Raw genomic sequence first — 23,648 nt, forward strand, 5'->3', positions numbered from 1 at the left:
ACACCATGGCAAAACTCTATCGTCTGCTGACCGAGGAAGACACATCCGCCTTCTGCCACAAAGTGTCGGACGCATTGGCAAAAGGCTGGGAGCTGTATGGCGACCCATCCTACGCCTATGACGAAAACAGCCGCATGATGCGCTGCGCGCAGGCCGTGACCAAAGAGGTCGAGGCCGACTATTCACCCGACATGAAACTGGGACAGCAATAATGGCAAAAACAAATCCGGGTCACTTCTTCGAGGATTATTCGGTCGGACAGGTGCTGCACCACGCAGTACCCCGCACCGTCACTATGGGAGAGCGCGCGCTCTATCACGCGCTCTATCCTGCGCGCCACGCGCTTTATTCCTCGGATGAGTTCGCCCGGAATTGTGGATTGCCTGAAAGCCCGATTGACGATCTGGCCGCCTTCCATGTGGTGTTTGGCAAGACGGTGCCGGATATCTCTCTGAACGCGGTTGCCAATCTGGGTTATGCCGAAGGTCGCTGGCTGAAACCGGTCTATCCCGGCGACACGTTGCGCTCGGAATCCGAGGTGATCGGCCTCAAACAGAATTCGAACGGGAAAACCGGTGTCGTTTGGGTGCGAACCCGCGGACTGAACCAGCGCGATGAGGTGGTGATCGAATATGTTCGCTGGGTCATGGTTCGCAAATCGAACCTCGACGCACCTGCACCGGAAACAGTGGTGCCCGAATTGAAAAAGGTACTCGATCCAGCGGATCTGGTGGTGCCGCAAGGCCTCGATTTCTCAAACTACAATTTTGTACAATCCGGCGAATCTCACCGCTGGGATGAGTACAAAACAGGCGAAATGATTGATCATGTCGACGGCGTGACAATTGAAGAGGCCGAGCACATGCTCGCCACCCGTCTGTGGCAGAACACCGCCAAAGTGCATTTTGACCTGACATTCCGTCCGGAAGGACGCCTGATTTATGGCGGCCATGTCATCTCGATGGCGCGGGCCTTGTCTTTCAACGGTCTCGCCAATGCCCAGATGATCGTTGGTCTGAACGGCGGTGCACATGCCAACCCATGTTTCGCTGGCGACACGGTCAAAGCATGGTCCGAGGTCCTGGATAAGGCCGACACAGATACCCCTGGGGTCGGCGCACTGCGGCTGCGATTGGTTGCAACAAAGGGCGGAGCCCCGTTTGAATTGAAGGATGAAAACGGAAAATACCTGCCCAACGTGCTGCTGGATCTGGATGTCTGGGTACTTGTTCCAAAGTAGAACAAAGATATTAAGATGTTGAAACGTATTGCCTTTTGCGCTGCGATGATTGCGGCTCCGGTTGCGGCTGATACCGATGATTTTGTCGAAGCCAACCTGTTGTCGATCTTCTATCACGAGCTCGGGCATGCGCTGATCGACATCCTGAAACTACCTGTGTTCGGACAGGAAGAGGACGCTGCAGATGTCGCGTCGATCCTGCTGATTGATGCCTTCTTTGAAGAGGAATATGCAGTCAGCATAGCCTATGATGCGGCCTTTGGGTTTTTGGGTGAGGCACATGCCGCCGGAAGCGATATAGCATGGTGGGACGTACACGGACCCGATTTGCAGCGATATTATAACCTTGTCTGCCTGTTCGTCGGCGCAGACATGGATGCGCGATCGGATATGATTGAAGATTTGGAACTGCCAGAAGAACGTCAGGATAGCTGCGAAGAAGAATTTGATCTGGCCAATAGCAGCTGGGGTCCGGTGTTCGACGAAATTGAAGGTTCGGGTACATCCATTCGTTACACTGGTGGCACTTCCAGTTTGACCGAACAGATCATCTCGGAAGAAGTTGCCGCCCTGAACCAGAACTTCCGTTTGCCACAGACCTTGAAGGTGACGGTTGAGGACTGCGGTGAGGCAAACGCGTATTATGATCTTGAGCGGACTGAGATCACGATTTGCTCTGAGTTTGAAGGCTGGCTTCGCGAAATTGCCCCCTGATGAGAATTTGAATTGAGTTTCATTCATCTGTGCTAGGGTTGGGGCATGCATATTTTGCGTGCAGCAACTCTTGCTTCTTTGTTTGCTACCCAATCGGTCGCCTGCGATCTCGCGTTGGCTTTGGCGGTTGATGTGTCGGGCTCGGTGGACACAAAGGAATATCGCATTCAGATGGATGGCCTGGCCGCAGGATTGCGCGATCCGGTGGTGTCCGAGGCGCTGGTGCGGGGGCAGGCGCGGCTCATGCTGGTTCAGTGGACCGGTGCATCGCGTCAGAGAACGACAATCCCTTGGACTTACATCGACAGTTTTGAAACGCTGGACCGGTTTGCAGGGCAGGTGGCGACAGACCCGCGGGTGTGGCGGAATTTCTCAACGGCGATTGGAGAAGCTCTGGAAACCACAATGGCCAGCTTTGACGCGGTGTCGGAATGCAAAAGGCATTTGATCGACATCTCCGGTGATGGAATATCCAACGAAGGTGTTGAACCTTCTGAGCTACACGCACTTTTGCGACATCGAGGTGTGACCGTTAATGCGATCGCGATCGAAGAAAGCGAGCCGGACCTGACGGCATATTTTTTTGAGAACGTGATTGTTGGCGAAGGTGCGTTCGTCGTCTCGGCCGCAGGGTTCGCCGACTATCCCGAAAGAATTCGGAAAAAGCTGCTGCGCGAGGTTACGCAACAAACAGCGGACCTGCGGTGACCAAGGAGGAGATTCGTGATCACAATGCTTCGGCATTGAAAACGCTAACATTGCAAGGGGGGAATGGTATTTGTGATCACGAGAATATTTCGTGTGATCACGTTTTGGATTTATAGGTGCTTTTAGGCCAATTTTGCTCTTTTTTGCACCTGCAGCGCGTGACAGAGTCGCAAAAAACAGTAAAACGTTCGGTAGCCAACCGAAAAGGAGCCAACATGGCCGATGTAAATCGGGGCAACCGCCCACTTTCACCACATCTGACGATATACCGTCCGCAAATGACGTCCGTGTCCTCGATCATGGTGCGCATCACCGGCATTGCGGCTTTGCTTCTTTCCGTGCTCGTGGTCTGGTGGCTGCTTGCGGCAGCGACATCGGAAAGCGCATTCAATTTCATCGACGGATTGATGCGGAGCTTTCTGGGCGACCTCGTGATGTTTGGTGCGGCCTGGGCGCTTTTCTATCACATGCTTGGTCGTCTTCGTCATTTGATCTGGGATCTCGGGTACTGCCTGAATGTTCAGGTTTCGGAAAAACTGGGTATCGGCATGTTTGTGTTGGCGACGGTTCTGGCCCTGATCACAGCGGTCGCGGTCTAAGGAGGGATGGCTATGCAGTATCTTACCGAACGCAAACGCGCAGAAGGCATGGGTGCCGGAGGGCAGGGCACGCATCATCATTGGCAAATGATGGTCAGCTCGGCAGCGCTGGTCATTCTGGTTCCGCTTTTTGTTATCACATTTGCCAACGGCCTCGGCGGAACATACGAAGAAGTGCTGGCCTATTACAGCCGACCCTTCCCCGCGATCGTGACAGGACTGACCCTTGTAGTGGTCATCATTCACCTGATGCGCGAGGCGCAGGTTGCAATCGAAGACTATGTGCACGGCGTTGCAGAGAAACTGACGCTGATGGCGGTTACGGCGTTTTCCTACACGTTGATCGCTGCAGGGCTTTTCGCCCTCGTAAAGCTCGCCCTGTAAAATGCGCGTAGAGGATCAGGTAAGATGACAACATACGAATACGAAATCCACGAATATGACGTCGTGGTTGTTGGAGCCGGCGGAGCTGGCCTGCGCGCAACGCTGGGAATGGCTGAACAGGGACTTCGCACTGCGTGTGTGACCAAGGTTTTCCCAACCCGTTCGCATACCGTGGCCGCTCAGGGTGGTATCGCGGCATCCTTGTCGAACATGGGTCCGGATAACTGGCAGTGGCATATGTATGACACGGTCAAGGGCTCGGACTGGCTGGGCGATACCGATGCGATGGAATATCTCGCACGTCACGCGCCCAAGGCTGTTTATGAACTGGAACACTATGGCGTTCCGTTCTCGCGGACCGAGGAAGGTAAGATCTATCAGCGACCGTTCGGTGGACACACCACTGAATTTGGTGAAGGCCCCGCTGTGCAGCGGACATGTGCTGCCGCTGACCGGACCGGCCACGCGATCCTGCATACACTGTATGGTCAGTCGCTCAAGAACAACGCCGAGTTCTACATCGAGTACTTTGCCATCGACCTGATCATGTCCGAAGACGGGCAGTGTCAGGGCGTTGTCTGTTGGAAGCTCGACGACGGCACGATGCATGTCTTCAACGCCAAGATGGTTGTCTTGGCGACCGGCGGTTACGGCCGCGCCTATTTCAGCGCGACATCGGCCCACACCTGCACCGGTGACGGTGGCGGTATGGTCGCTCGTGCCGGGCTGGCCCTGCAGGATATGGAATTCGTTCAGTTCCACCCGACCGGCATCTACGGCTCTGGCTGCCTGATCACCGAAGGTGCACGCGGCGAGGGCGGATACCTGACCAACTCGGAAGGCGAACGGTTCATGGAGCGCTATGCGCCTCAGTACAAAGACCTTGCGCCACGCGATTATGTCTCGCGCTCGATGACCATGGAGATCCGTGAGGGCAGGGGCGTTGGTAAGGATGGCGATCACATCCACCTGAACCTGAGCCACCTTCCCGCTGAAGCGCTGCATGAGCGTTTGCCCGGCATCTCAGAGTCGGCCAAGATTTTTGCAGGTGTTGACGTAACCAAGGAACCGATCCCGGTATTGCCGACCGTGCACTATAACATGGGCGGTATTCCCACGAACTATTGGGGCGAAGTGCTGAACCCAACAGCCGATGATCCAACCGCCATCGTGCCCGGATTGATGGCCGTGGGCGAGGCTGGTTGTGCCTCGGTTCATGGTGCGAACCGCCTGGGTTCGAACTCATTGATCGACCTGGTGGTCTTCGGACGCGCAGCAGCCATTCGGGCCGGCAAGGTCGTGGATGCCGAAGCAGCAAATCCGGTTCTGAACCAAGCGTCGGTTGATCACGCTTTTGACCGCTTTGACGCGATCAGAAATGCAAGCGGGTCCATCCCAACTGCCGAGCTGCGTCTTGAGATGCAGAAGACCATGCAGGCTGACGCTGCGGTCTTCCGGACTGCCGAAACCATGGCCGATGGCGTCAAGAAGATGACCGCGATTGCGGCCAAGATGGACGACCTCAAGGTTTCGGACCGCAGCCTGATCTGGAACAGCGATCTGATGGAAACGCTGGAACTGACCAACCTGATGCCCAACGCCCTGGCCACGATTGTCGGTGCTGAGGCCCGCAAGGAATCGCGGGGCGCACATGCGCATGAGGATTTCACCGAGCGTGATGACGAAAACTGGCGCGTGCACACGATCAGCCACGTTGACGGCAATAATGTTGAACTGAGTTATCGTCCGGTCATCGTCGACCCGCTGACCACCGAGGACGAAGGCGGCATCAGCCTCAAGAAAATCGCGCCCAAGGCGCGGACCTTCTAAGGAGAGGAACACATGGTACAACTGACCCTCCCGAAGAATTCGCGCATCACAACGGGCAAAACCTGGCCCAAGCCGGAAGGCGCGACCAATGTCCGCAAGTTCCAGATTTACCGCTGGAACCCGGATGACGGACAGAACCCGCGCGTCGACACCTATTTTGTCGACATGGACGAATGCGGCCCGATGGTTCTGGATGCGCTGATCAAGATCAAGAATGAGATCGACCCAACGCTGACATTCCGTCGATCCTGCCGCGAAGGCATTTGCGGATCCTGTGCGATGAATATCGATGGGATCAACACGCTGGCCTGTATCTATGGCATGGATGAGATCAAGGGCGACGTTAAGATTTACCCGCTGCCGCATATGCCGGTGGTCAAGGACCTGATCCCTGATCTGAACCATTTCTATGCCCAGCACGCTTCGATCATGCCGTGGCTGGAAACCAAGACCAATCGCCCCGCGAAAGAGTGGAAGCAGTCTATCGAGGACCGCAAGAAGCTGGATGGTCTCTATGAATGTGTGATGTGCGCCAGCTGCTCGACTTCGTGCCCGAGCTATTGGTGGAACGGCGACCGGTATCTTGGCCCGGCAGCATTGCTGCATGCCTATCGCTGGATCATCGACTCGCGCGATGAAGCAACGGGTGAGCGTTTGGATGAGTTGGAAGATCCGTTCAAGCTCTACCGCTGCCATACCATCATGAACTGCGCCAAGACCTGCCCGAAAGGGTTGAACCCGGCTAAGGCGATCGCTGAGATCAAAAAGATGATGGTGGAACGTACCGTCTGATGTTCCTGTTAGGATATGCACTTGCCGCATTGCGGCAGGTGCAACACGCAGTTGCAAACTTGTATGCTGCGACTTTCCCCGAAACGACATATGTTTGCGTCAGGGAGGAGTGACGAGATTGAGACAGGATCACTCCGATGAGCATTCAAAACAAAAAAACCAAATTCGACGCTGAAGAAGCTCTGGAATTGCTGGAACAGGCATGGGCTTATTACACGCCGGAGCCGGTAGCTCCGGTTGCCGAGCAGGAACCCGAGTTGTTCGAATACGCAAACGCTGCCTAAAGCAGATTAGCTGAACTACTTAACACCGAGCTTGAAATCCGGGCAGTAATCAGCAAAGCAGAGGGATGCCATTACTTCTGCTTTTGCTCGCTGCTGGCGTTTTTGCTTATTTTTTCTGGCGGTCCCGCACGTCTTCTTTGACGCGCGACTGCCGATGGCGGCAGCACAGAAAAGAAGGTTCATGGATGTGTGCCTATTGCGGTGCAGTTTCCCACTCAGACGCCGAACCGACCAGCTGTCTAAAGGGTCAGTAGTAGATACCTGACACTTCAATCCGTAACAGGGTTTCCAGAAGTCAGAAACTACGCCAATCTGCGCGAAATTGCAGGAAGGTGAGAGAATGGCTTTGCCCCCCTCCGATGCGGACGCCCGTCGCGCCATCGCCCCGGTTATTTGCTACCCAAATGAAGGTTTGCCTAAACCGGATCTAGACTTGTATCGCAGTGCCAGAATGAATGCGCAAAAGACCGACGAAGTGCTTGTGCCGGCGAGAGACGCGAAGTGTTTTGAAGTGCCCGCCGGACATTTCCTCCGGATAACATCTGTCGAAGGTCCGCAGGTTGGCGATCTGAACCTCTGGAACCGCCAGGACCTGTCCGAACGGTTCTATTCTGGTAAGACCCGGGCGCTTCATGGAACGCATCTGACGACTGGCGAGCGGATGTGGTCAAGCTTTCCACATATGCGCCCGATGGCGACGATCATAGACGATACGCTTGGCTGGTATGGAATCGATGAATATGGCGGCTCGGTTCACGATGTCATTGGTACACGCTGTGATCCCTACACCGGGAATCTGCTATCTGGCTCACAGTACCATCATTGCTGCCATTCTAACCTGACGCGGGCCCTGGCGGATCATCTGGGCATTTCATTGGCCGAGGCAGAGCCTGCAGTACACGACGTGCTCAACGTTTTTATGTGTACAGGTTTCACACGGGATACGGGCCAGTATTTTATGAAGGCCTCGCCGGTCCGACCGGGGGACTATCTGGAGTTTTTTGCCGAGATTGATCTGTTGGGTAATCTTAGCGCTTGCCCTGGCGGGGATTGCTCATCCGAGCATTCGTCGGACGTTGCCGCCTGTTATCCATTACTGGTCGAAGTTTTTGCGCCTGACGAGGACGTGCTGGCAGGCTGGGAAAGCCCTGCCAGAAATGGATATGACCGGTCCCACGGTCGGTGATGTACGATTGAAGCAAGGGCGCAGCCTACGAACTGCGCCCTTGCTCATCACGTTTTATGCAGTTCCGGGAAACGCGGCTTGAAGGGCGATTTCTACCATGTCGCCAAAGCTGCGTTCGCGTTCAGATGAAGGCAGCGCCTCGCCGGTCAACAAATGATCTGACACGGTCAGAACCGCCAGCGCTCGACACTTATGGCGTGCGGCCAGAATATAAAGCTCTGCAGCTTCCATCTCGACACCAAGAATGCCATGGCGAACCATCTGTTCGTTCAGATCTGGTCGTTCGTCATAGAAGACATCCGAAGAATAGATGCCACCTACATGAGTGGGCGTTCCCTTTGCTTCAGCCGCCTTGGCTGCTGCCTGCAGCAGTCCCCAGTCGGCGCAGGGTGCGAAATTTAGTTCTTTCATGATGCCACGCGAAGGTGTGCTGAGCGTTGTCGAGGTCATCGCCAAAATCACATCGCGTACGTTCACGCTGTCCTGCATTCCACCGCAAGACCCAATCCGGATCAAAGTTTTAGCGCCATAGTCGCGGATCAGTTCGTTGACGTATATCGATAGAGACGGCATCCCCATGCCGCTTCCTTGGATGGTGACGGGATTGCCGTTCCAGGTTCCTGTAAACCCAAGCATCCCGCGTACGTCATTAACCTGCCGCACTTCGCTCAGAAACGTTTCAGCCGCCCACTTCGCACGATATGGATCGCCGGGCAAAAGAACGGTTTCTGCAATATCACCTTTTTCTGCGCCAATATGAATTGTCATTTCGAGGCCAAAGCTCCGTTCAGATTTCCAGATCGGAAATATCAGCACCCGCTTTCAGCGCGTCGTGAACCCATTGCGGTTTGCGGCCGCGACCAGTCCAGGTTTGTGCCGGATCAGCAGGATTTCTGTATTTCGGCTTGGCTTTCGTACCTTTTGACGACCGCAGAGCGTCGGCCGAAAGCTCGGAAAGCGAGAAGCCGAATTCCGCAGCTGCCTTTTCAGCTGCTTTTAAAGCTTCCTGACGTTCACGAATTTCAGCACCTTTTAGTGCTTTTTCAACTTGGTCACGCAATTCCAGCAATTCCTTGCGTGACATCTTTTCAAGATTGATCCCCATCATTCTTCTCCGTACGACACATATTATTCGTAGACACAGTCGCCCACGTTAATTCCATTCATCGTCTTTATCTATTCCTTTTCAGATATGGAATAGATACGGGGAATTTGACGGTATTTGCCGCCTCTATTCAGCAGCGAGCGATTGCGGATCTACCAAAGTAACGATATCGCCCATGATTGCGTTTAATTCAAAGTTTTTGGGCGTGTAGATTTTGGATACACCCATCGACTTCAATTTTTCAGCATCCTCGTCAGGGATAATGCCACCAACGACAACCGGGATATTATCTAACCCTGCTTCACGCAAACGTTTCATGACATCTTCAACCAGCGGCAGGTGGCTGCCGGACAGGATCGAAAGCCCGATGACATGCGCGTCGTCTTCAACTGCAGCGGTCACGATCTCTTCCGGGGTCAGTCGGATACCCTCATAGCTGATGTCCATACCACAATCACGCGCGCGGAATGCGATTTGCTCGGCCCCGTTTGAATGCCCATCCAAACCTGGTTTGCCCACGAGGAATTTCAGCCTGCGTCCAAGTTTGTCGCTGACCGCATCAACGGCCGCGCGCAGGTCATCCAGACCCTCGGTTTTGTTCGAGACAGATCCTGATACGCCTGTCGGGCCGCGATACGTGCCGTAGACTTTGCGCATTTCCTCAGCCCATTCGCCGGTGGTTACGCCAGCTTTGGCTGCAGCGATCGAAGGCCCCATGACATTTGCACCGGATTGCGCGGCTTCGCGCAGCGCGTTCAGGGCCGCTGCGACAGCGGCATCGTCACGCTCTGACCGCCATTCGTTCAGACGGGCGATCTGTTCCTGTTCAACCGCGGGGTCGACCACCATGATGCCGCCGTCTTCGGTTTGTAGTGGTGATGGCTCACCTTCGGTCCACTTGTTCACGCCGACCACGACGGTTTCGTTGCGCTCAATGCGATTAAGGCGTTCGGCATTGGAATCAACCAAACGCGACTTCATGTATTCGATCGAAGCAACGGCACCGCCCATGGAGTCCAGATTGGCCAACTCAGCATGGGCGCCGTTCTTCAACTCCTCGACTTTCGCGTCGACCACCGGATTGCCGTCGAACAGATCACCATATTCAAGAAGATCTGTTTCATAGGCCAAGATCTGTTGCATGCGCATTGACCATTGCTGATCCCAGGGGCGGGGCAGGCCAAGGGCTTCGTTCCACGCTGGCAACTGCACCGCACGGGCGCGTGCTTTCTTGGACAGTGTCACGGCCAGCATCTCGATCAAGATGCGATAGACGTTGTTTTCCGGCTGCTGTTCAGTCAGGCCCAGCGAGTTGACCTGAACACCGTAACGGAATCGGCGGAACTTGGGGTCTTCGACACCATATCGCTGTTGCAGAATCTCATCCCAAAGATCGACGAATGCCCGCATTTTGCACATCTCGGTAACAAAACGGATGCCGGCATTCACAAAAAACGAAATGCGGCCGCACAGAGCAGGGAAATCTTCAGCTGGAACCCTTGGTCGCAACTCATCCAGAACTGCAATCGCGGTGGCCAGCGCATATGCCAGTTCCTGCTCGGGCGTCGCGCCCGCCTCTTGCAGGTGATAGGAACACACATTCATCGGGTTCCATTTAGGTACATTCGTGTAGCAGTACTCAGCCACATCAGCGATCATCTTCAACGATGGTTTTGGCGGGCAGACATATGTGCCGCGGCTGAGATATTCCTTGATCAGATCATTCTGCACCGTGCCCTGCAGTTTGGCGACATCAGCGCCCTGCTCTTCGGCCACAGCGATATAAAGTGCCAGTAACCAAGGGGCTGTGGCGTTGATCGTCATCGAGGTGTTCATTTGCTCAAGCGGAATCTGATCGAACAGAACCCGCATGTCCCCCAGATGGCAGACGGGCACGCCAACTTTACCCACTTCACCGCGCGCGAGCGTATGATCGCTGTCATAGCCGGTCTGTGTGGGCAGATCGAAAGCTACGGACAAGCCGGTTTGACCTTTGGCCAGATTGGCACGGTACAACTGGTTCGAGGCTTTAGCGGTAGAGTGACCAGCATATGTTCGGATGAGCCAGGGGCGATCTTTCTGCATCTGAGTCATAATTTGAGCCTCGCATCTGGGTGGGTAACAAAATTACGTACACAGGTTCTAAATCGCAATTTTTGGGATATGTCAATTCGCTGCGTTGCGGCATGTACGAGTTTCTTGAGATTGTGAGCAATCGCGTTTGATGGCAGTGTGCCCCCCATGACTCAGACCGTGGAACTTCCGCTTTGGCTGTTTGTGCTGATCGTGGTTTTTGCTGCGGTCACCTTTGCTTCGCATTTCCTGTTTCCATCGGTGCGCTGGTTTTTTCGCCGTCGGCTTGAAAAGGCTGTGGCCCGGCTGAATGAACGCCTGCAGCGGCCAATTCAGCCGTTCAAACTTGCGCGGCGGCATGACATGATTCAGCGTCTGATCTATGATCCGCAGGTCGCTAAAGCGGCGCAGGTCCATGCGCATGAAACGGACATTCCCGAAGGGGTTGCATACGAACAGGCCCGTAGATACGCGCGAGAGATCGTCCCTTCGTTCTCGGCTTTTACCTACTTCAGCTTTGCCATTCGCGTTGCGCGTTTGCTGAGCAACGCCTTTTATAACGTTCGACTTAGCTATGAAGATGAAAATGCGCTGAAGGAAATCGATCCCCAAGCGACGGTGGTCTTCGTAATGAACCACCGCAGCAATATGGATTATGTGCTGGTGACCTATTTGGCGGCGCAGCAATCTGCATTGTCGTATGCCGTTGGCGAATGGGCCAGGGTCTGGCCGCTCAGTCGCCTGATCCGGGCTATGGGCGCTTACTTTATTCGGCGCAAATCTGGCAGCGACCTCTATCGCCAGGTTTTGGCCAGCTATGTTCGCCTTGCCACCGAAGCAGGTGTGACTCAGGCCATGTTTCCAGAAGGCGGTCTGAGTCTGACGGGCGCACCAGGCCGACCAAAGCTGGGACTACTGAAGTATATCATCGACGGTACAACGCCCGAAGGTCGTGACGTGGTTTTCGTTCCTGTTGCGCTCAATTATGACCGGGTTTTGGAAGACACCATTCTGACAGCCGCTGCTGAGAATTCCGAACGACGGTTCCGTGCCAGGATCGGAGTGATCACGCGTTGGAGCCTGAAGCAGATCTGGCGCCGTCTAATCGGCCGCTACAAACGCTTTGGAATCGCTTCGGTTCGTTACGGGATGCCAATTTCACTCCACGATTTTCGTGAATGCGAAAGCCGCGACCTGATGACCGATCTGGCGCGGGAACTGATGAAGCGCATTGGACATGCGATCCCCATCGTGCCCGCACCTGCGGCCTGCTGGATTGTTCGCGAGGAAGGGCCAATGCAAGAAGATCAGGTGATGGCCCGGATCAGTGGTCTTATGCGAAGTGAGGGTGAAGTGCGTGAAACGGATTCTGTCGCCATTTCGGAGGCGATCGATCAACTGGTTGAGCGCCGAATCCTTTGTCGCGAAAGCGGGAATTTGAAACCCTCTGTCGAACGATTGAATCTCATGAACTACTATGCTGCGTCGGCTGCTTTGGAAAAGAATGAGGCGTATGCTGCGATAGCGAAAGAAAATTCTGCAACTGCAGGGTCATAAAATTACAAATTTGATCCAAAAACTATTGCATTATTGCTTTACGGCCAATATTCCATCTTCTGAGGCCGCGATTCTGCGTCGCGGCAAAAGAAATGATTAAAGGAGGCCAACATGGCTCTGGACACCGACAGCGGCATCGCGTCGTACGAGGCACCGGAAAAAGACCTCTATGAGATGGGTGAAATCCCCCCGATGGGATATGTCCCGAAACAAATGTACGCTTGGGCCATTCGGAAAGAGCGTCATGGTGAGCCGGATACGGCCATGCAGCTCGAAGTTGTGGACGTGCCTAAGCTGGACAGCCATGAAGTTCTGGTTCTCGTTATGGCGGCCGGTGTGAACTACAACGGCGTATGGGCATCGCTGGGTAAGCCGATCAGCCCGTTTGACGGCCATGGTCAGCCTTTCCACATCGCAGGTTCGGATGCTTCGGGCATCGTCTGGGCCGTTGGTGACAAGGTCAAACGCTGGAAAGTCGGCGACGAGGTCGTGATCCACTGCAACCAGGATGATGGTGACGACGAAGCCTGCAACGGCGGCGACCCGATGTATTCGGACAGCCAGCGGATCTGGGGTTATGAGACACCCGACGGCTCGTTCGCGCAGTTCACCAACGTCCAGGCTCAGCAGCTGATGCCGCGTCCCAAGCATCTGACCTGGGAAGAAAGCGCCTGCTACACGCTGACGCTGGCAACCGCATACCGTATGCTGTTTGGCCACGAGCCGCATGACCTAAAGCCGGGCCAGAACGTTCTGGTATGGGGCGCATCGGGTGGTCTGGGTTCTTATGCGATCCAGCTGATCAACACCGCGGGTGCGAACGCGATCGGCGTGATCTCGGATGAAAGCAAGCGTGACTTTGTCATGGGTCTGGGTGCCAAGGGCGTTCTTAATCGCAAGGACTTCAACTGCTGGGGTCAATTGCCCACGGTGAACACACCGGAATATGCAGAGTGGTTCAAAGAGGCCCGCAAATTCGGCAAGGCCATCTGGGACATCACCGGTAAGGGCGTAAACGTCGACATGGTGTTCGAGCATCCGGGCGAAAGCACCTTCCCGGTTTCGACCTTCGTCGTGAAAAAAGGCGGTATGGTCGTGATCTGTGCTGGCACTACCGGCTATAACCTGACCTTTGACGTCCGCTACATGTGGATGCACCAGAAGCGCCTGCAGGGTTCGCACTTTGCGCATCTCAAGCAGGCTTCGGCCGCAAACCAGCTGATGGTTGAACGCCGTCTGGACCCATGCATGTCCGAAGTGTTCACCTGGCAGGACCTGCCCGAAGCGCACATGAAGATGATGCGTAACGAACACAAGCCGGGCAACATGTCGGTTCTGGTTCAGGCTCCGCGTACAGGTATGCGTACTCTGGAAGAAGTTCTGGAAGCACGCGGCTAATAAGTACAATCTTAAGTATAGACACCTGCGAATCGCTTTTGCGGCTCGCAGGTGTTTCTGTTTTTGATATATGATATTATTTTACAATGACTTAACTAGTTTTCCCTCACTATTTTTGGGGAGTAGAAAGCAGTGAATAGGCAAAAAAAACCTCTACATGCTATGGTTGTGTTAACCCTTCGTTAACTATTTCGGGGAGACCCTGATGGCGCAAAATGAGTGGATATTGGACGTCCTGTCGGACCTCAACGCTTTCGCTGTTGCCAACGGGTTGAGCGCACTTGCCGAGCAGCTTGATGATACACGGTTGATTGCGGCGGCCGAGATCGCGTCCCTGAACGATGAGGCATCAGCGCCCGCGAATGGGAACAAAATTCGATTTGAGCCAGATCCCCGAAGATTTGGAAAACACCAGCACGCTTGATGAGTTGAGTCAGGTCGCCATTCGACTGCGAGACCGGCTCGAAATCGAGCATATCATCTATCACTGGGTTGACGGCGCAGGCGACCAATACGGGTACACAACCTATCCCGACGCATGGGCCGAACGCTATCGCGAAAAAAACTACCACAGAATCGACCCGGTCATCTTAGGCTGCTTTCAGCGTTTTCATCCCGTTGACTGGAAAAAGCTCGATTGGTCCAGCAAGGTTGCCAAAGCTTTTCTACAGGACGCTCTGGACCACGGTGTCGGAAATCAGGGATATTCGATCCCCTTGCGAGGTCCAAATGGCCAATTTGCGCTGTTTACCGTCAATCACACTTGCAATGACGTCCAGTGGGAGGAATTCGTCACCACCTATGGGCGCGAACTGATCCTTATTGCCCACTATTTCAATCGAAAGGCACTGGAGTTTGAGCGTGACCGGCAACCCGATGCGGCACGTGGTCTTTCTCCGCGCGAGGTTGATGCGATGACGCTTCTGGCGCTGGGCTACAGCCGGGCTCAAGTCGCGCATTCGCTCTCGATCTCAGAGCATACATTGCGTGTTTACATCGAGAGCGCCCGGTCAAAGCTGGGTGCTTTGAATACCACGCACGCAATCGCGACGGCGCTAAGTCGAGGATTAATAGTCGTTTAAGCAACGCCCGGTCGTCGAACCGAATATTAACCACGAGTTTGTACCCCCTTCGTTCCAGCACTGGACGACAAGGGGAACAAGTCATGCTGCGCTATCTGTATGCCGATGAGCTGCACAAATATCCAAAACTGGCCGAGGGAATGTTTCGGGATCGCGCCGATCAGTTCAAAACCCGATTGGGTTGGGACGTCAAAATTAACGAAAAGGGGGAAGAGCGGGATCAGTATGATGACCTGAACCCGATTTATGTCATCTGGGAAGAGCCTGATGGCAGTCATGGTGGGTCGATGCGCATTCTGCCGACCACCGGACCCGTTATGATCAACGAGGTTTTCGGACACCTGACTGGCGGCAGCCCGATACGAAGCCCGCTTATCTGGGAAGTAACGCGGTTTTGCCTGTCTCGTACAGCCAGTCCGCACACCGCTGGCGCGATTATGCTGAGTGGTGGCGAGGTGATGGAAGGCTTTGGGTTGACCCACATCGCAGGTGTGTTCGACGCCCGCATGATCCGGATTTACCGGCTTATAGGGTCGTCCCCAACGGTATTGGGTTCCGAAGGAAAGGGACGGGATCAGATATCGGTTGGCTTGTGGCCTTACTCTGTCGACGATTGCAATCGCGTGGCAGAGCGGGCGGGCATTCCGCGTGAGCTGTCCCGGCTGTGGTTCAAGACAGCATTTGGCAGTGCAACGCAGCATCGTTTCGCGCTGTCTGCCTGATTTCTGAGAAAACAAAATCCACATCTGGTGGAGGGTGGCGTGGCCCTGTAGGGTCGCGCCATGTCCTTGCCCCAAGTTACCTTTTCCGAAGATCAGGCCGCCGCATTTGACAGTATCGCTGAGATGCTGCGAACAGCAGGTGTCGACCTTGAAGACGATGCGCTGCTCAAGCTGCCCGGCACCGGTAAATCGGGTGTCATGGCGGTGATCGGCAAGGCTGGATCGGGCAAAACGCTTTTGCTGGCCGAACTCTACAAAGCCTTGGCCGAGACGGGTGTTAATCTGGTTTCCGGAGATTTCGAAAGCCGTAAGTCACGTGATAAACGCAGCCTTGCCATCCTGGCCCCTACCAACAAGGCGGCGAGTGTTCTGCGACTGCGCGGCGTACCGGCGACGACAATTCACCGTATCCTCTACACACCGGTTTATGATCCGGAATACGAACGCATCGCTGAATGGCTGGCGGGCAACGATGAAAGGCCCGAGATTGAGGGGCTAACAGATGAAGCCCTCGACCGTGCTGCAGCGTTTTATCAAAACAACAAATCGATCCCGGGCGCCCTGGCGGCAGCAGGCCTGCGCGGTTCCGATTTCATCACCGGCTGGAAACGCCGGGATGAACCGTTGGACATCGGGTTTGTCGATGAAGCATCGATGTTGGACGACCGTCAGTTCGAGGATCTGCAGGAGATCTTTCCGACCCTGTTGCTGTTTGGTGACCCGGCCCAGCTGGCACCGGTGAACCAGTCCGGTTCAATGGTGTTCGAGGGTTTGCCCGAACCGCGAAAGCTGACTTTGCACCGGGTGCACAGGCAAGATGCCGACAACCCCATTTTGGATCTGGCGCACGCGTTGGCAGATCCTGCGATGGGGTTCGAAGATTTTGAACGTCTGATTGAAGAAACTGCGCGCAAAGACGATCGCGTTGTCTGGGGACAGCGGGTTGAGGTGGATTTGATGGCGCGCAGCCCGGTGCTCGTATGGCGCAATGCAACGCGTATTCGATTGATACAGGCCTTCCGACAAGTTCACCATGCGCCGGAAACCGAGTTATTGGAAGGTGAGCCCCTGATTTGCGATGGCATCGAGCTGCCTCTGAAACACCGAAAGAAACGGCTGGATCTAGAAGCGCGCGGGCTGATCAAGGGCGCTCAGGTCATATATCTCGGCCCCGGACGCAAACCGGGTTTTTCACGCCTGCACGTGATGGGGGCCGAGGATCCTCAGGTCAGTGCCGCTTCCATCGTTCAAATTGAAAAACCGGACGAGGAAGAGCCTTTCATTCCATATGCTGCCCGCATGGGTGCAACCTTTCTGCACGGCGCTGCGGTCACTATCCACAAGGCACAGGGTTCACAGTGGGATACTGTTCAGGTTTTTGCCCCGGACATCTACGCTGCTGCCCGTATGGGCCGGACCGAGGCTGGCCAGCCCCTGTGGAAGCGCCTTGCCTATGTTGCGATTACACGCGCGCAAGAACGGTTGATCTGGGTGGTTCGCAACCGATTGTCAAAGCCAACGCATCCGCTGCGTGTGGACGATCTGCGTGCAATCCCTGCGGCGTCTTTGACATTGGAGGCTGAAGAAACATGAAATCGATCATCGTAACCGGCGCCAGCTCTGGTATTGGTCGCGCGACGGCAGAGCTGTTTCTGGAACAGGGGTGGACAGTCGGCATCCTCGCCCGCGGTGCGGATACGCTGAATGCGATGGCCAAGGCACATTCGAATGCGATTCCATTGGTCGCGGATGTGACTGACCCGGATGCGGTCACCGGGGCATTTCAGACATTTGCGGAACACACAGATCGTCTGGATGTGCTTTTCAACAATGCAGGTGTATTTGCACCGGGCGGTAAGATAGATGAGATCGCCCTGGATGCCTGGTATCAGACCGTAAACGTGAACCTGAACGGCATGTTCCTGTGCGCTCGCGAAGCCTTCAAAACGATGCGCAACCAGTCGCCGCAGGGCGGGCGGATCATCAACAACGGTTCAATCGCCGCGCATGTGCCGCGCCCGAACTCGGTGCATTACACGGCGACCAAACACGCGATAACAGGATTGACCCGCAGCCTGTCATTGGATGGTCGCGAGCTGGGGATTGCCTGTGGTCAGATCGATATCGGCAACGCTCGCACACCGATGGTGCAGGGGCTGGTCGATGCAGCCATCGCGGAGGGGAATGAGCCCGATCCGACCATGGCCGTCGCAGATGCCGCCAAATCGGTTCTGCACATGGCAAACCTGCCAGCCGAAGCAAATGTGCAGTTCATGACCGTTATGGCAACGACCATGCCTTACATTGGCAGGGGATGATCGTCAGTTTTCCCGCAGCATCCGGAATGCCGTCGATGCGCCCCAACCTGCGGCAATCGCAATGACCAGTGACATCAGCCCGTACCAAATGGGCTGCTCACGGGACATGTTGTAGAGGAACCGTTCCAGCCCCACCTTGCGCACATCGATGGTTGTTTCGAGCTGCGATACGACCTCACCGCCACGCGTCAGAAAGATACGTGCGACATAGTCCCCTTCGGTCAGGTCTGCAGGCATTTCGATTGATGTACGAAACAGGGTCTGTTGATCGACGGCAACCGTGTTCTCACGGATCGAATACAGATCCTCTGCTTCGCGGATCCGAATTACGGCGTCTGCAAATTCCTGTGCTCCTCGGATATGCATCGCTGCTCCGACCGACCGGATCGCACGTTCGATTGAAATCCGATACCGAAGGTCTTCGGTGTCGGTAATGATGTCATCGAACGGAGCACTGGTCGCAACCGCGTAGAAACTGGGTGCGGAATCGACCAGTACGCTGTCAACATTCACCCAAATCCCGAATTTCTTTTCTTTGCGTCTGACCGTGACGGGTTTTGAAGGACCTACGACCGAGACGATAACTTCCAGTGGCGGTCCCGCTGGAATCGGGGCTTCGCGTTTGACGGCGCCAAAAATCAGGATTTCCGAACCATCAAAGTTGGCTGTGATAGCAACGCGATCCTGGCTGAGTCCCAGTACAACTTGTTCTTCCGAGGCAAAGGCGGGAAGGCAGATCAGGCAAAAGGCGGCAATCAGGCGATACATGTCAGTGCCCTCCGCTATCGCCGAGCGAAAACAGCTCGGACGGTTGCAGCAATAGATCCAATGCCAACTTGCCGCAAACGACCAGTACCAGTGCGGCCAGAAGGACCCGCAACTGTTCTGCAGGCATCCGCGCGCCGATGACGGTGCCGATTTGTGCTCCGACGACGCCACCAACCAGCAGCAGGACTGCGAGCACAACATCAACCGTATAGTTCGTTGTGGCATGAAGCATGGTGGTGAATGCGGTCACAAAGATGATCTGAAACAGCGACGTTCCGACAACCACTTTGGTCGGCATCCCCAACAGATAGATCATTGCGGGCACCATGATGAACCCGCCGCCAACACCCATGATGGCAGACAGAACACCGACAAACAGGCCGACGACCAGCGGTGGAATGACCGAGATATACAGGCCCGAAGTGCGGAAGCGCATCTTGAACGGCATCGCGTGAATCCAGCCCCGCTGTCGTCTTTTAGGTGGCGAGGCGTCCGCTCTGCGGGATTTGCGCAGGGCGTTCAGGCTTTCGATGAACATCAGGCTGCCGATGATGCCTAAGAACACCACATAACAAAGCTTGACCAGCAGATCGACCTGCCCAAGGCTTTTGAGATAGTTGAACACCACGACACCAAGCGCGGCGCCCGTCAATCCCCCGATCAACAGGACCGTACCCATCCTGAGATCGACCGTCTTTCGTCGAAAATGTGCGAGCACACCTGAAAAGGACGAGGCGACAATCTGGTTGGCTTCGGTCGCAACAGCGACGGCAGGTGGGATGCCGATAAAGAACAGCAGGGGGGTCATCAGAAACCCGCCACCCACGCCGAACATACCGGACAGAATTCCCACCATTCCGCCAAGGCCAAACAACAGAAAGGCGTTTACGGAGACTTCGGCTATCGGGAGATATATTTGCATGTTGTTTTCTAGACGAGCCTGGCTGAGCGGCGCAACGCGACACAAACACCTGTATCGTAAAGATCAGGTGACATGTGGCAAAACGCTCGCAGTTTGCTTGTCAGTCCAAGATAGAAACCGGATGTGCCCTGAACGACGCGCATAATGACTGGCCCCCGGTTCGGTTAACGAAATTGGTCTGTGAACGTGATCGGGCCCAATACGGGTTGCGGCAGAGACCCTCGTCAAAAGTTCAAGGGCCGTGGAAACCTCCGCTATAGGGCGGGACACATGCATATCCCTTTAGAGCGGTTGCGGCATGCAAAATCAACTCTGCATGCCGCTTTGCAGCGAACAGGACTGAAGTTCTGTTCTGAACTGGCCTTATCAGCGTTCCTTGACGTATGGTTCGCCACCTGCACGGGGCGGAACTGCCTTGCCGACAAAACCTGCCAGGATCACAACCGTCAGGATGTATGGCAGGGCATCCATGACTTGAACCGGTATGACGATGCCACCCAGATCAATGTTCTGGAACCGCAGGGCGATGGCCTGAAGCAATCCGAACAGCAAACAGGCCCACATCGCGTGCCATGGCCGCCATTTCGCAAAGATCAATGCGGCAAGTGCAATAAAGCCACGGCCTGCCGTCATGTCCTTCACGAAACCCGCTTGCAACGCGGTGGCAAGGTAAGCTCCGGCGATACCACAAAGCACGCCGCAGATCGCAACGGCGGCATAGCGCAGCCCAACGACCGATACGCCTGCCGTATCAACAGCGGCCGGGTTTTCGCCTACCGCACGCAGGCGCAGGCCAAAGCGGGTACGGAAAAGCACCCACCATGTGGCCGGAACCATCAGAAACGCGACATAGACCAGAATCGAATGGCCTGACAGCAGCTCGGAATAGATCGGGCCGATGATCGGGACACCGCTCAACGCGTCGGCAAAAGGAAACTCGATCGGTGAAAAGCGACCGCCGTCAAACAATGATGGCGTGCGCCCGCCTTGTTGGAACCAGCTTTGCGCCACTAGGACTGTCATGCCAGCCGCAAGGAAATTGATCGCAACCCCTGAGATGAGCTGATTTCCCCGGAAGGTGATCGACGCCAAACCGTGCAGCCCCGACAAAACTAGAGACGAAGCAATCCCGGCCAGCAAACCGAGCCAGACCGATCCTGTTACAGCCGCGATTGCAGCTGAGAAGAACGCAGCCATCAGCATCTTGCCCTCAAGGCCGATGTCAAAAATGCCCGCGCGCTCGGAATAGAGGCCTGCCAGGCAAGCAAGCAACAGCGGAGTGGCGAGACGGATTGTGGAATCCAGAACCTGGATGAGTGTAATGAAGAACTCCATCACTCGGCCCCCTTCCGCAGACTTAGGAACAGCTTTTCAAGCGGCATGCGCACCATGTTGTCCAGCGCTCCGGTGAACAGGATTACAAGCGCCTGAATCACAACGATCAACTCGCGCGGAATCGATGTCCAGAGAGCAAGCTCAGCCCCTCCCTGATAGAGAAACCCGAACAGGATCGCGGCCAGGAACACGCCAAAGGGATGCGAACGGCCCATCAGCGCCACAGCGATACCGATAAATCCAGCTCCTTCAGTAGAATTCAGAACCAACCGTTCCGCTTCACCCATGACGTTGTTGATCGCCATCATTCCTGCAAGCGCACCGGAGATCAGCATCGCGATTATGGTAATCCGTACGGGTGAAATACCCGCATAAACCGCACCGGTTTCTGAATGGCCATAGGCACGAATTTCATAACCCAATCGCGTACGCCAGATCAGCGCCCAGACAACGACGCAGGCAAGAATTGCCACGAAGAACGAGATGTTGGCAGGAGCACCCCGGAAGACCACATTCTCAGCGGTAGAGAACATGGATTGGAAGGTTGGCAGATGGACAGCTTCGGGGAAGCGTGCCGTTGCCGGGTCCATCGAACCTTGCGGGCGCATCACATTGACCAGCATATAGTTCAGGAAGGCCGCTGCGATGAAGTTGAACATGATCGTGGTGATCACGATGTGGCTGCCGCGTTTAGCCTGCAAATAGGCAGGGATCGCAGCCCAGGCGGCACCAAAGAGCATTGAACCGGCGCAAGCGGCAAGCAACGCGATGCTCCAGTGAGGCCAAGGAATATACAGGCAAACCATGGCAACGCCGAGACCACCCAGCATTGCCTGACCTTCACCACCGATGTTGAAGAGGCGTGCGTGAAACGCGACGGCTACCGCCAATCCCGTGAACATGAAGTTGGTGGCGTAGTAGAGCGTATAACCCCAACCATAGGTCGACCCCAGTGCGCCGGTGACCATCAGGTTCACCGCCTCGACCGGGTTTTCTCCGATGGCGAGGATGACCAGCGCCGACAGGATTGCTGCCAATATCAGACTGATCAACGGGATCAGAACGACATCAGCCCATTTGGGCATTTTATCCATGTTACGCGGCCTCCCCCGCAACACCGGCCATCAACAGGCCCAGTTCTTTTTCATCTGTTTCATGAGGCAGGCGTTCGCCCATGATATGTCCGTCAAACATCACTGCGATCCGGTCTGAAAGTGAGAATATCTCTTCCAATTCGACCGACACCAACAGGATCGCTTTTCCCTGATCACGCAGGGCAACGATTTGCTTGTGAATGAACTCGATCGCGCCGATATCTACGCCACGCGTTGGTTGCCCCACCAGCAGCAGGTCAGGATTACGCTCGATTTCTCGTGCAACCACGATTTTTTGCTGGTTACCGCCCGAGAAGTTTTTGGCCGCCAGCCATCCATTTGGCGGGCGCACGTCAAACTTCTCAATCTTACGTTCGGTATCGGCACGCAGTGCCGCGTTGTCCATGAAAATCCCGCGCTTGTAGGCCGGGTCACGGTGATAACCGAAGGCCACGTTCTCCCAGGCGTGGAAATCCATGATCAGACCTTCGCGCTGACGGTCTTCGGGAACGTGCGCGATATGCTGCGCGCGGCGGGCCTGACCATCAGATCCCGGCCCGCTGAGGGCAAGCGGAGTGCCGTTCAGCTTGATGGTCCCGTGACCAGGGCGCATTCCGCCCAGAACTTCCAGCAGTTCGGATTGACCATTGCCGGCCACACCAGCGATGCCGACGATCTCACCCGCGCGAACGTTCAGATTGATGCCTTTGACGCGTTCGACACCGGCCTCGTCGCTGACACGCAGGTTTTCGATTTCCAATATCGGTTTGCCAGGCTGTGCAGGGACCTTATCCACCTGCAACAGTACCTTACGGCCCACCATCAGTTCGGCCAGTTCCTCGGGATTGGTTTCCGAGGTTTTGACCGTCGCTGTCATTTGTCCGCGCCGCATGACCGATACGGTATCTGTGGCTTCCATGATCTCGCGCAGTTTATGCGTGATCAGGATGATAGTTTTACCCTCTTGCCGTAAGCGATCTAGGATGCGGAACAGCTGATCCGCCTCGGCCGGGGTCAGAACACCGGTTGGTTCATCAAGAATCAGAATCTCGGCCCGGCGGTAAAGCGCTTTGAGGATTTCGACCCGCTGCTGTGCGCCCACGCCGATTTCATCAATGCGTTTGTCCGGATCGACGAAGAGTTCGTACTCTTCCTCAAGCTCTTTCAGTTCTTTGCGCGCTTTGGTCAGAGACGGCCCTAGCAGGCCGCCGTCCTCTGCACCCAGAACGATGTTTTCCAGAACGGTGAAATTCTCAACCAGCTTGAAGTGCTGGAAAACCATGCCGATACCTGCGGCTATTGCAGCCTGGCTGTCGGGGATGTCGGTCTTTTGACCATTGATCCAGATTTCACCTTTGTCGGCTTTGTAAAAGCCGTAGAGAATGCTCATCAACGTGGATTTGCCTGCACCGTTTTCACCGATGATCCCATGGATCGTACCGGGGGCGACGCTGATGGAAATGTCTTTGTTGGCCTGAACCGGCCCAAAGGCTTTGGATATCCCTTTGAGCTCAATGGCGGGGACGGTCATGTCTTG

The 23,648-nt window shown here is 55.3% G+C and carries 25 protein-coding genes; 17 read left to right on the forward strand and 8 right to left on the reverse strand.

What is annotated here, in order from left to right:
- The first annotated feature begins 5 nt into the window (after positions 1 to 5).
- From ACR0CW_RS09265 to ACR0CW_RS09310, 10 genes are all read left to right on the forward strand, one after another.
- Positions 6 to 212: a DUF1737 domain-containing protein gene (locus ACR0CW_RS09265; protein ID WP_170332370.1), complete on the forward strand. Its 207-nt coding sequence runs from the start codon at positions 6 to 8 to the stop codon at positions 210 to 212.
- On the forward strand, positions 212 to 1,240 hold the full coding sequence (locus ACR0CW_RS09270; protein ID WP_480787566.1) for a MaoC family dehydratase: 1,029 nt from the start codon (positions 212 to 214) through the stop codon (positions 1,238 to 1,240). Before ACR0CW_RS09265 ends, ACR0CW_RS09270 begins: the two co-directional genes overlap by 1 nt.
- Positions 1,241 to 1,255: 15 nt before the next feature.
- On the forward strand, positions 1,256 to 1,954 hold the full coding sequence (locus ACR0CW_RS09275) for a DUF4344 domain-containing metallopeptidase (protein ID WP_480787567.1): 699 nt from the start codon (positions 1,256 to 1,258) through the stop codon (positions 1,952 to 1,954).
- Positions 1,955 to 1,999: 45 nt separating this feature from the next.
- Complete coding sequence (locus ACR0CW_RS09280; protein ID WP_155149858.1) at positions 2,000 to 2,662, forward strand: DUF1194 domain-containing protein; 663 nt, start codon at positions 2,000 to 2,002, stop codon at positions 2,660 to 2,662.
- A gap of 215 nt (positions 2,663 to 2,877) precedes the next feature.
- A complete protein-coding gene (gene sdhC / locus ACR0CW_RS09285) occupies positions 2,878 to 3,261 on the forward strand; it encodes a succinate dehydrogenase, cytochrome b556 subunit (protein WP_155149860.1) in 384 nt (127 codons plus the stop codon).
- Between the two features lie 12 nt (positions 3,262 to 3,273).
- Positions 3,274 to 3,645: a succinate dehydrogenase, hydrophobic membrane anchor protein gene (gene sdhD, locus ACR0CW_RS09290; protein WP_155149862.1), complete on the forward strand. Its 372-nt coding sequence runs from the start codon at positions 3,274 to 3,276 to the stop codon at positions 3,643 to 3,645.
- A gap of 24 nt (positions 3,646 to 3,669) precedes the next feature.
- Positions 3,670 to 5,475 carry a succinate dehydrogenase flavoprotein subunit gene (sdhA, locus tag ACR0CW_RS09295; RefSeq protein WP_155149864.1) on the forward strand — a complete coding sequence of 602 codons (1,806 nt, stop codon included), beginning with the start codon at positions 3,670 to 3,672 and terminating at the stop codon, positions 5,473 to 5,475.
- A gap of 12 nt (positions 5,476 to 5,487) precedes the next feature.
- Positions 5,488 to 6,267: a succinate dehydrogenase iron-sulfur subunit gene (locus tag ACR0CW_RS09300; RefSeq protein ID WP_155149866.1), complete on the forward strand. Its 780-nt coding sequence runs from the start codon at positions 5,488 to 5,490 to the stop codon at positions 6,265 to 6,267.
- Positions 6,268 to 6,404: 137 nt separating this feature from the next.
- Entirely contained in the window at positions 6,405 to 6,551 is a 147-nt protein-coding gene (locus ACR0CW_RS09305; RefSeq protein ID WP_480787568.1) for a hypothetical protein, read from the forward strand.
- A gap of 340 nt (positions 6,552 to 6,891) precedes the next feature.
- On the forward strand, positions 6,892 to 7,737 hold the full coding sequence (locus ACR0CW_RS09310) for an urea carboxylase-associated family protein (protein ID WP_480787569.1): 846 nt from the start codon (positions 6,892 to 6,894) through the stop codon (positions 7,735 to 7,737).
- Positions 7,738 to 7,791: 54 nt separating this feature from the next.
- Here the strand turns inward: ACR0CW_RS09310 and deoD are convergent, their stop codons facing one another.
- The 3 genes from deoD to ACR0CW_RS09325 all read right to left on the reverse strand — a co-directional run bounded on the left by deoD (position 7,792) and on the right by ACR0CW_RS09325 (position 10,936).
- Positions 7,792 to 8,505, reverse strand: a complete 714-nt coding sequence (deoD, locus tag ACR0CW_RS09315; RefSeq protein WP_480741428.1) for a purine-nucleoside phosphorylase — start codon at positions 8,503 to 8,505, stop codon at positions 7,792 to 7,794.
- A 19-nt stretch (positions 8,506 to 8,524) separates the two neighbouring features.
- A complete protein-coding gene (locus tag ACR0CW_RS09320; RefSeq protein ID WP_155150518.1) occupies positions 8,525 to 8,842 on the reverse strand; it encodes an H-NS histone family protein in 318 nt (105 codons plus the stop codon).
- A gap of 126 nt (positions 8,843 to 8,968) precedes the next feature.
- Positions 8,969 to 10,936, reverse strand: coding sequence for a protein meaA (locus ACR0CW_RS09325; RefSeq protein WP_480787570.1), 1,968 nt, complete (start codon positions 10,934 to 10,936; stop codon positions 8,969 to 8,971).
- Between the two features lie 147 nt (positions 10,937 to 11,083).
- Between ACR0CW_RS09325 and ACR0CW_RS09330 the strand changes: the two genes are divergently transcribed.
- From ACR0CW_RS09330 to ACR0CW_RS09360, 7 genes are all read left to right on the forward strand, one after another.
- Positions 11,084 to 12,472, forward strand: coding sequence for a 1-acyl-sn-glycerol-3-phosphate acyltransferase (locus tag ACR0CW_RS09330; protein ID WP_480787571.1), 1,389 nt, complete (start codon positions 11,084 to 11,086; stop codon positions 12,470 to 12,472).
- A 111-nt stretch (positions 12,473 to 12,583) separates the two neighbouring features.
- Positions 12,584 to 13,870: a crotonyl-CoA carboxylase/reductase gene (gene ccrA / locus ACR0CW_RS09335; RefSeq protein ID WP_155149875.1), complete on the forward strand. Its 1,287-nt coding sequence runs from the start codon at positions 12,584 to 12,586 to the stop codon at positions 13,868 to 13,870.
- A 205-nt stretch (positions 13,871 to 14,075) separates the two neighbouring features.
- Positions 14,076 to 14,294: a hypothetical protein gene (locus tag ACR0CW_RS09340; RefSeq protein ID WP_155149877.1), complete on the forward strand. Its 219-nt coding sequence runs from the start codon at positions 14,076 to 14,078 to the stop codon at positions 14,292 to 14,294.
- Positions 14,233 to 14,952 carry a helix-turn-helix transcriptional regulator gene (locus ACR0CW_RS09345; RefSeq protein ID WP_170332352.1) on the forward strand — a complete coding sequence of 240 codons (720 nt, stop codon included), beginning with the start codon at positions 14,233 to 14,235 and terminating at the stop codon, positions 14,950 to 14,952. The genes ACR0CW_RS09340 and ACR0CW_RS09345 overlap by 62 nt, the downstream gene beginning before the upstream one ends.
- A gap of 83 nt (positions 14,953 to 15,035) precedes the next feature.
- Positions 15,036 to 15,674: an acyl-homoserine-lactone synthase gene (locus tag ACR0CW_RS09350; RefSeq protein ID WP_170332350.1), complete on the forward strand. Its 639-nt coding sequence runs from the start codon at positions 15,036 to 15,038 to the stop codon at positions 15,672 to 15,674.
- A 60-nt stretch (positions 15,675 to 15,734) separates the two neighbouring features.
- A complete protein-coding gene (locus tag ACR0CW_RS09355; protein WP_480787572.1) occupies positions 15,735 to 17,267 on the forward strand; it encodes an ATP-dependent DNA helicase in 1,533 nt (510 codons plus the stop codon).
- Positions 17,264 to 17,992: an SDR family oxidoreductase gene (locus tag ACR0CW_RS09360; protein WP_480787573.1), complete on the forward strand. Its 729-nt coding sequence runs from the start codon at positions 17,264 to 17,266 to the stop codon at positions 17,990 to 17,992. Before ACR0CW_RS09355 ends, ACR0CW_RS09360 begins: the two co-directional genes overlap by 4 nt.
- A gap of 3 nt (positions 17,993 to 17,995) precedes the next feature.
- Here the strand turns inward: ACR0CW_RS09360 and ACR0CW_RS09365 are convergent, their stop codons facing one another.
- The 5 genes from ACR0CW_RS09365 to ACR0CW_RS09385 all read right to left on the reverse strand — a co-directional run bounded on the left by ACR0CW_RS09365 (position 17,996) and on the right by ACR0CW_RS09385 (position 23,642).
- A complete protein-coding gene (locus tag ACR0CW_RS09365; protein ID WP_209016362.1) occupies positions 17,996 to 18,760 on the reverse strand; it encodes a TIGR02186 family protein in 765 nt (254 codons plus the stop codon).
- Between the two features lies 1 nt (position 18,761).
- Positions 18,762 to 19,682, reverse strand: coding sequence for a sulfite exporter TauE/SafE family protein (locus ACR0CW_RS09370; RefSeq protein WP_480787574.1), 921 nt, complete (start codon positions 19,680 to 19,682; stop codon positions 18,762 to 18,764).
- 366 nt (positions 19,683 to 20,048) lie between these two features.
- Positions 20,049 to 21,017, reverse strand: coding sequence for an ABC transporter permease (locus ACR0CW_RS09375; protein WP_155149891.1), 969 nt, complete (start codon positions 21,015 to 21,017; stop codon positions 20,049 to 20,051).
- Positions 21,017 to 22,111: an ABC transporter permease gene (locus tag ACR0CW_RS09380; RefSeq protein ID WP_155149893.1), complete on the reverse strand. Its 1,095-nt coding sequence runs from the start codon at positions 22,109 to 22,111 to the stop codon at positions 21,017 to 21,019. Before ACR0CW_RS09380 ends, ACR0CW_RS09375 begins: the two co-directional genes overlap by 1 nt.
- Position 22,112: 1 nt before the next feature.
- Positions 22,113 to 23,642 carry an ABC transporter ATP-binding protein gene (locus ACR0CW_RS09385; protein WP_170332342.1) on the reverse strand — a complete coding sequence of 510 codons (1,530 nt, stop codon included), beginning with the start codon at positions 23,640 to 23,642 and terminating at the stop codon, positions 22,113 to 22,115.
- Positions 23,643 to 23,648 lie beyond the last annotated feature (6 nt).

This window comes from Ruegeria sp. CH6, assembly GCF_056537005.1.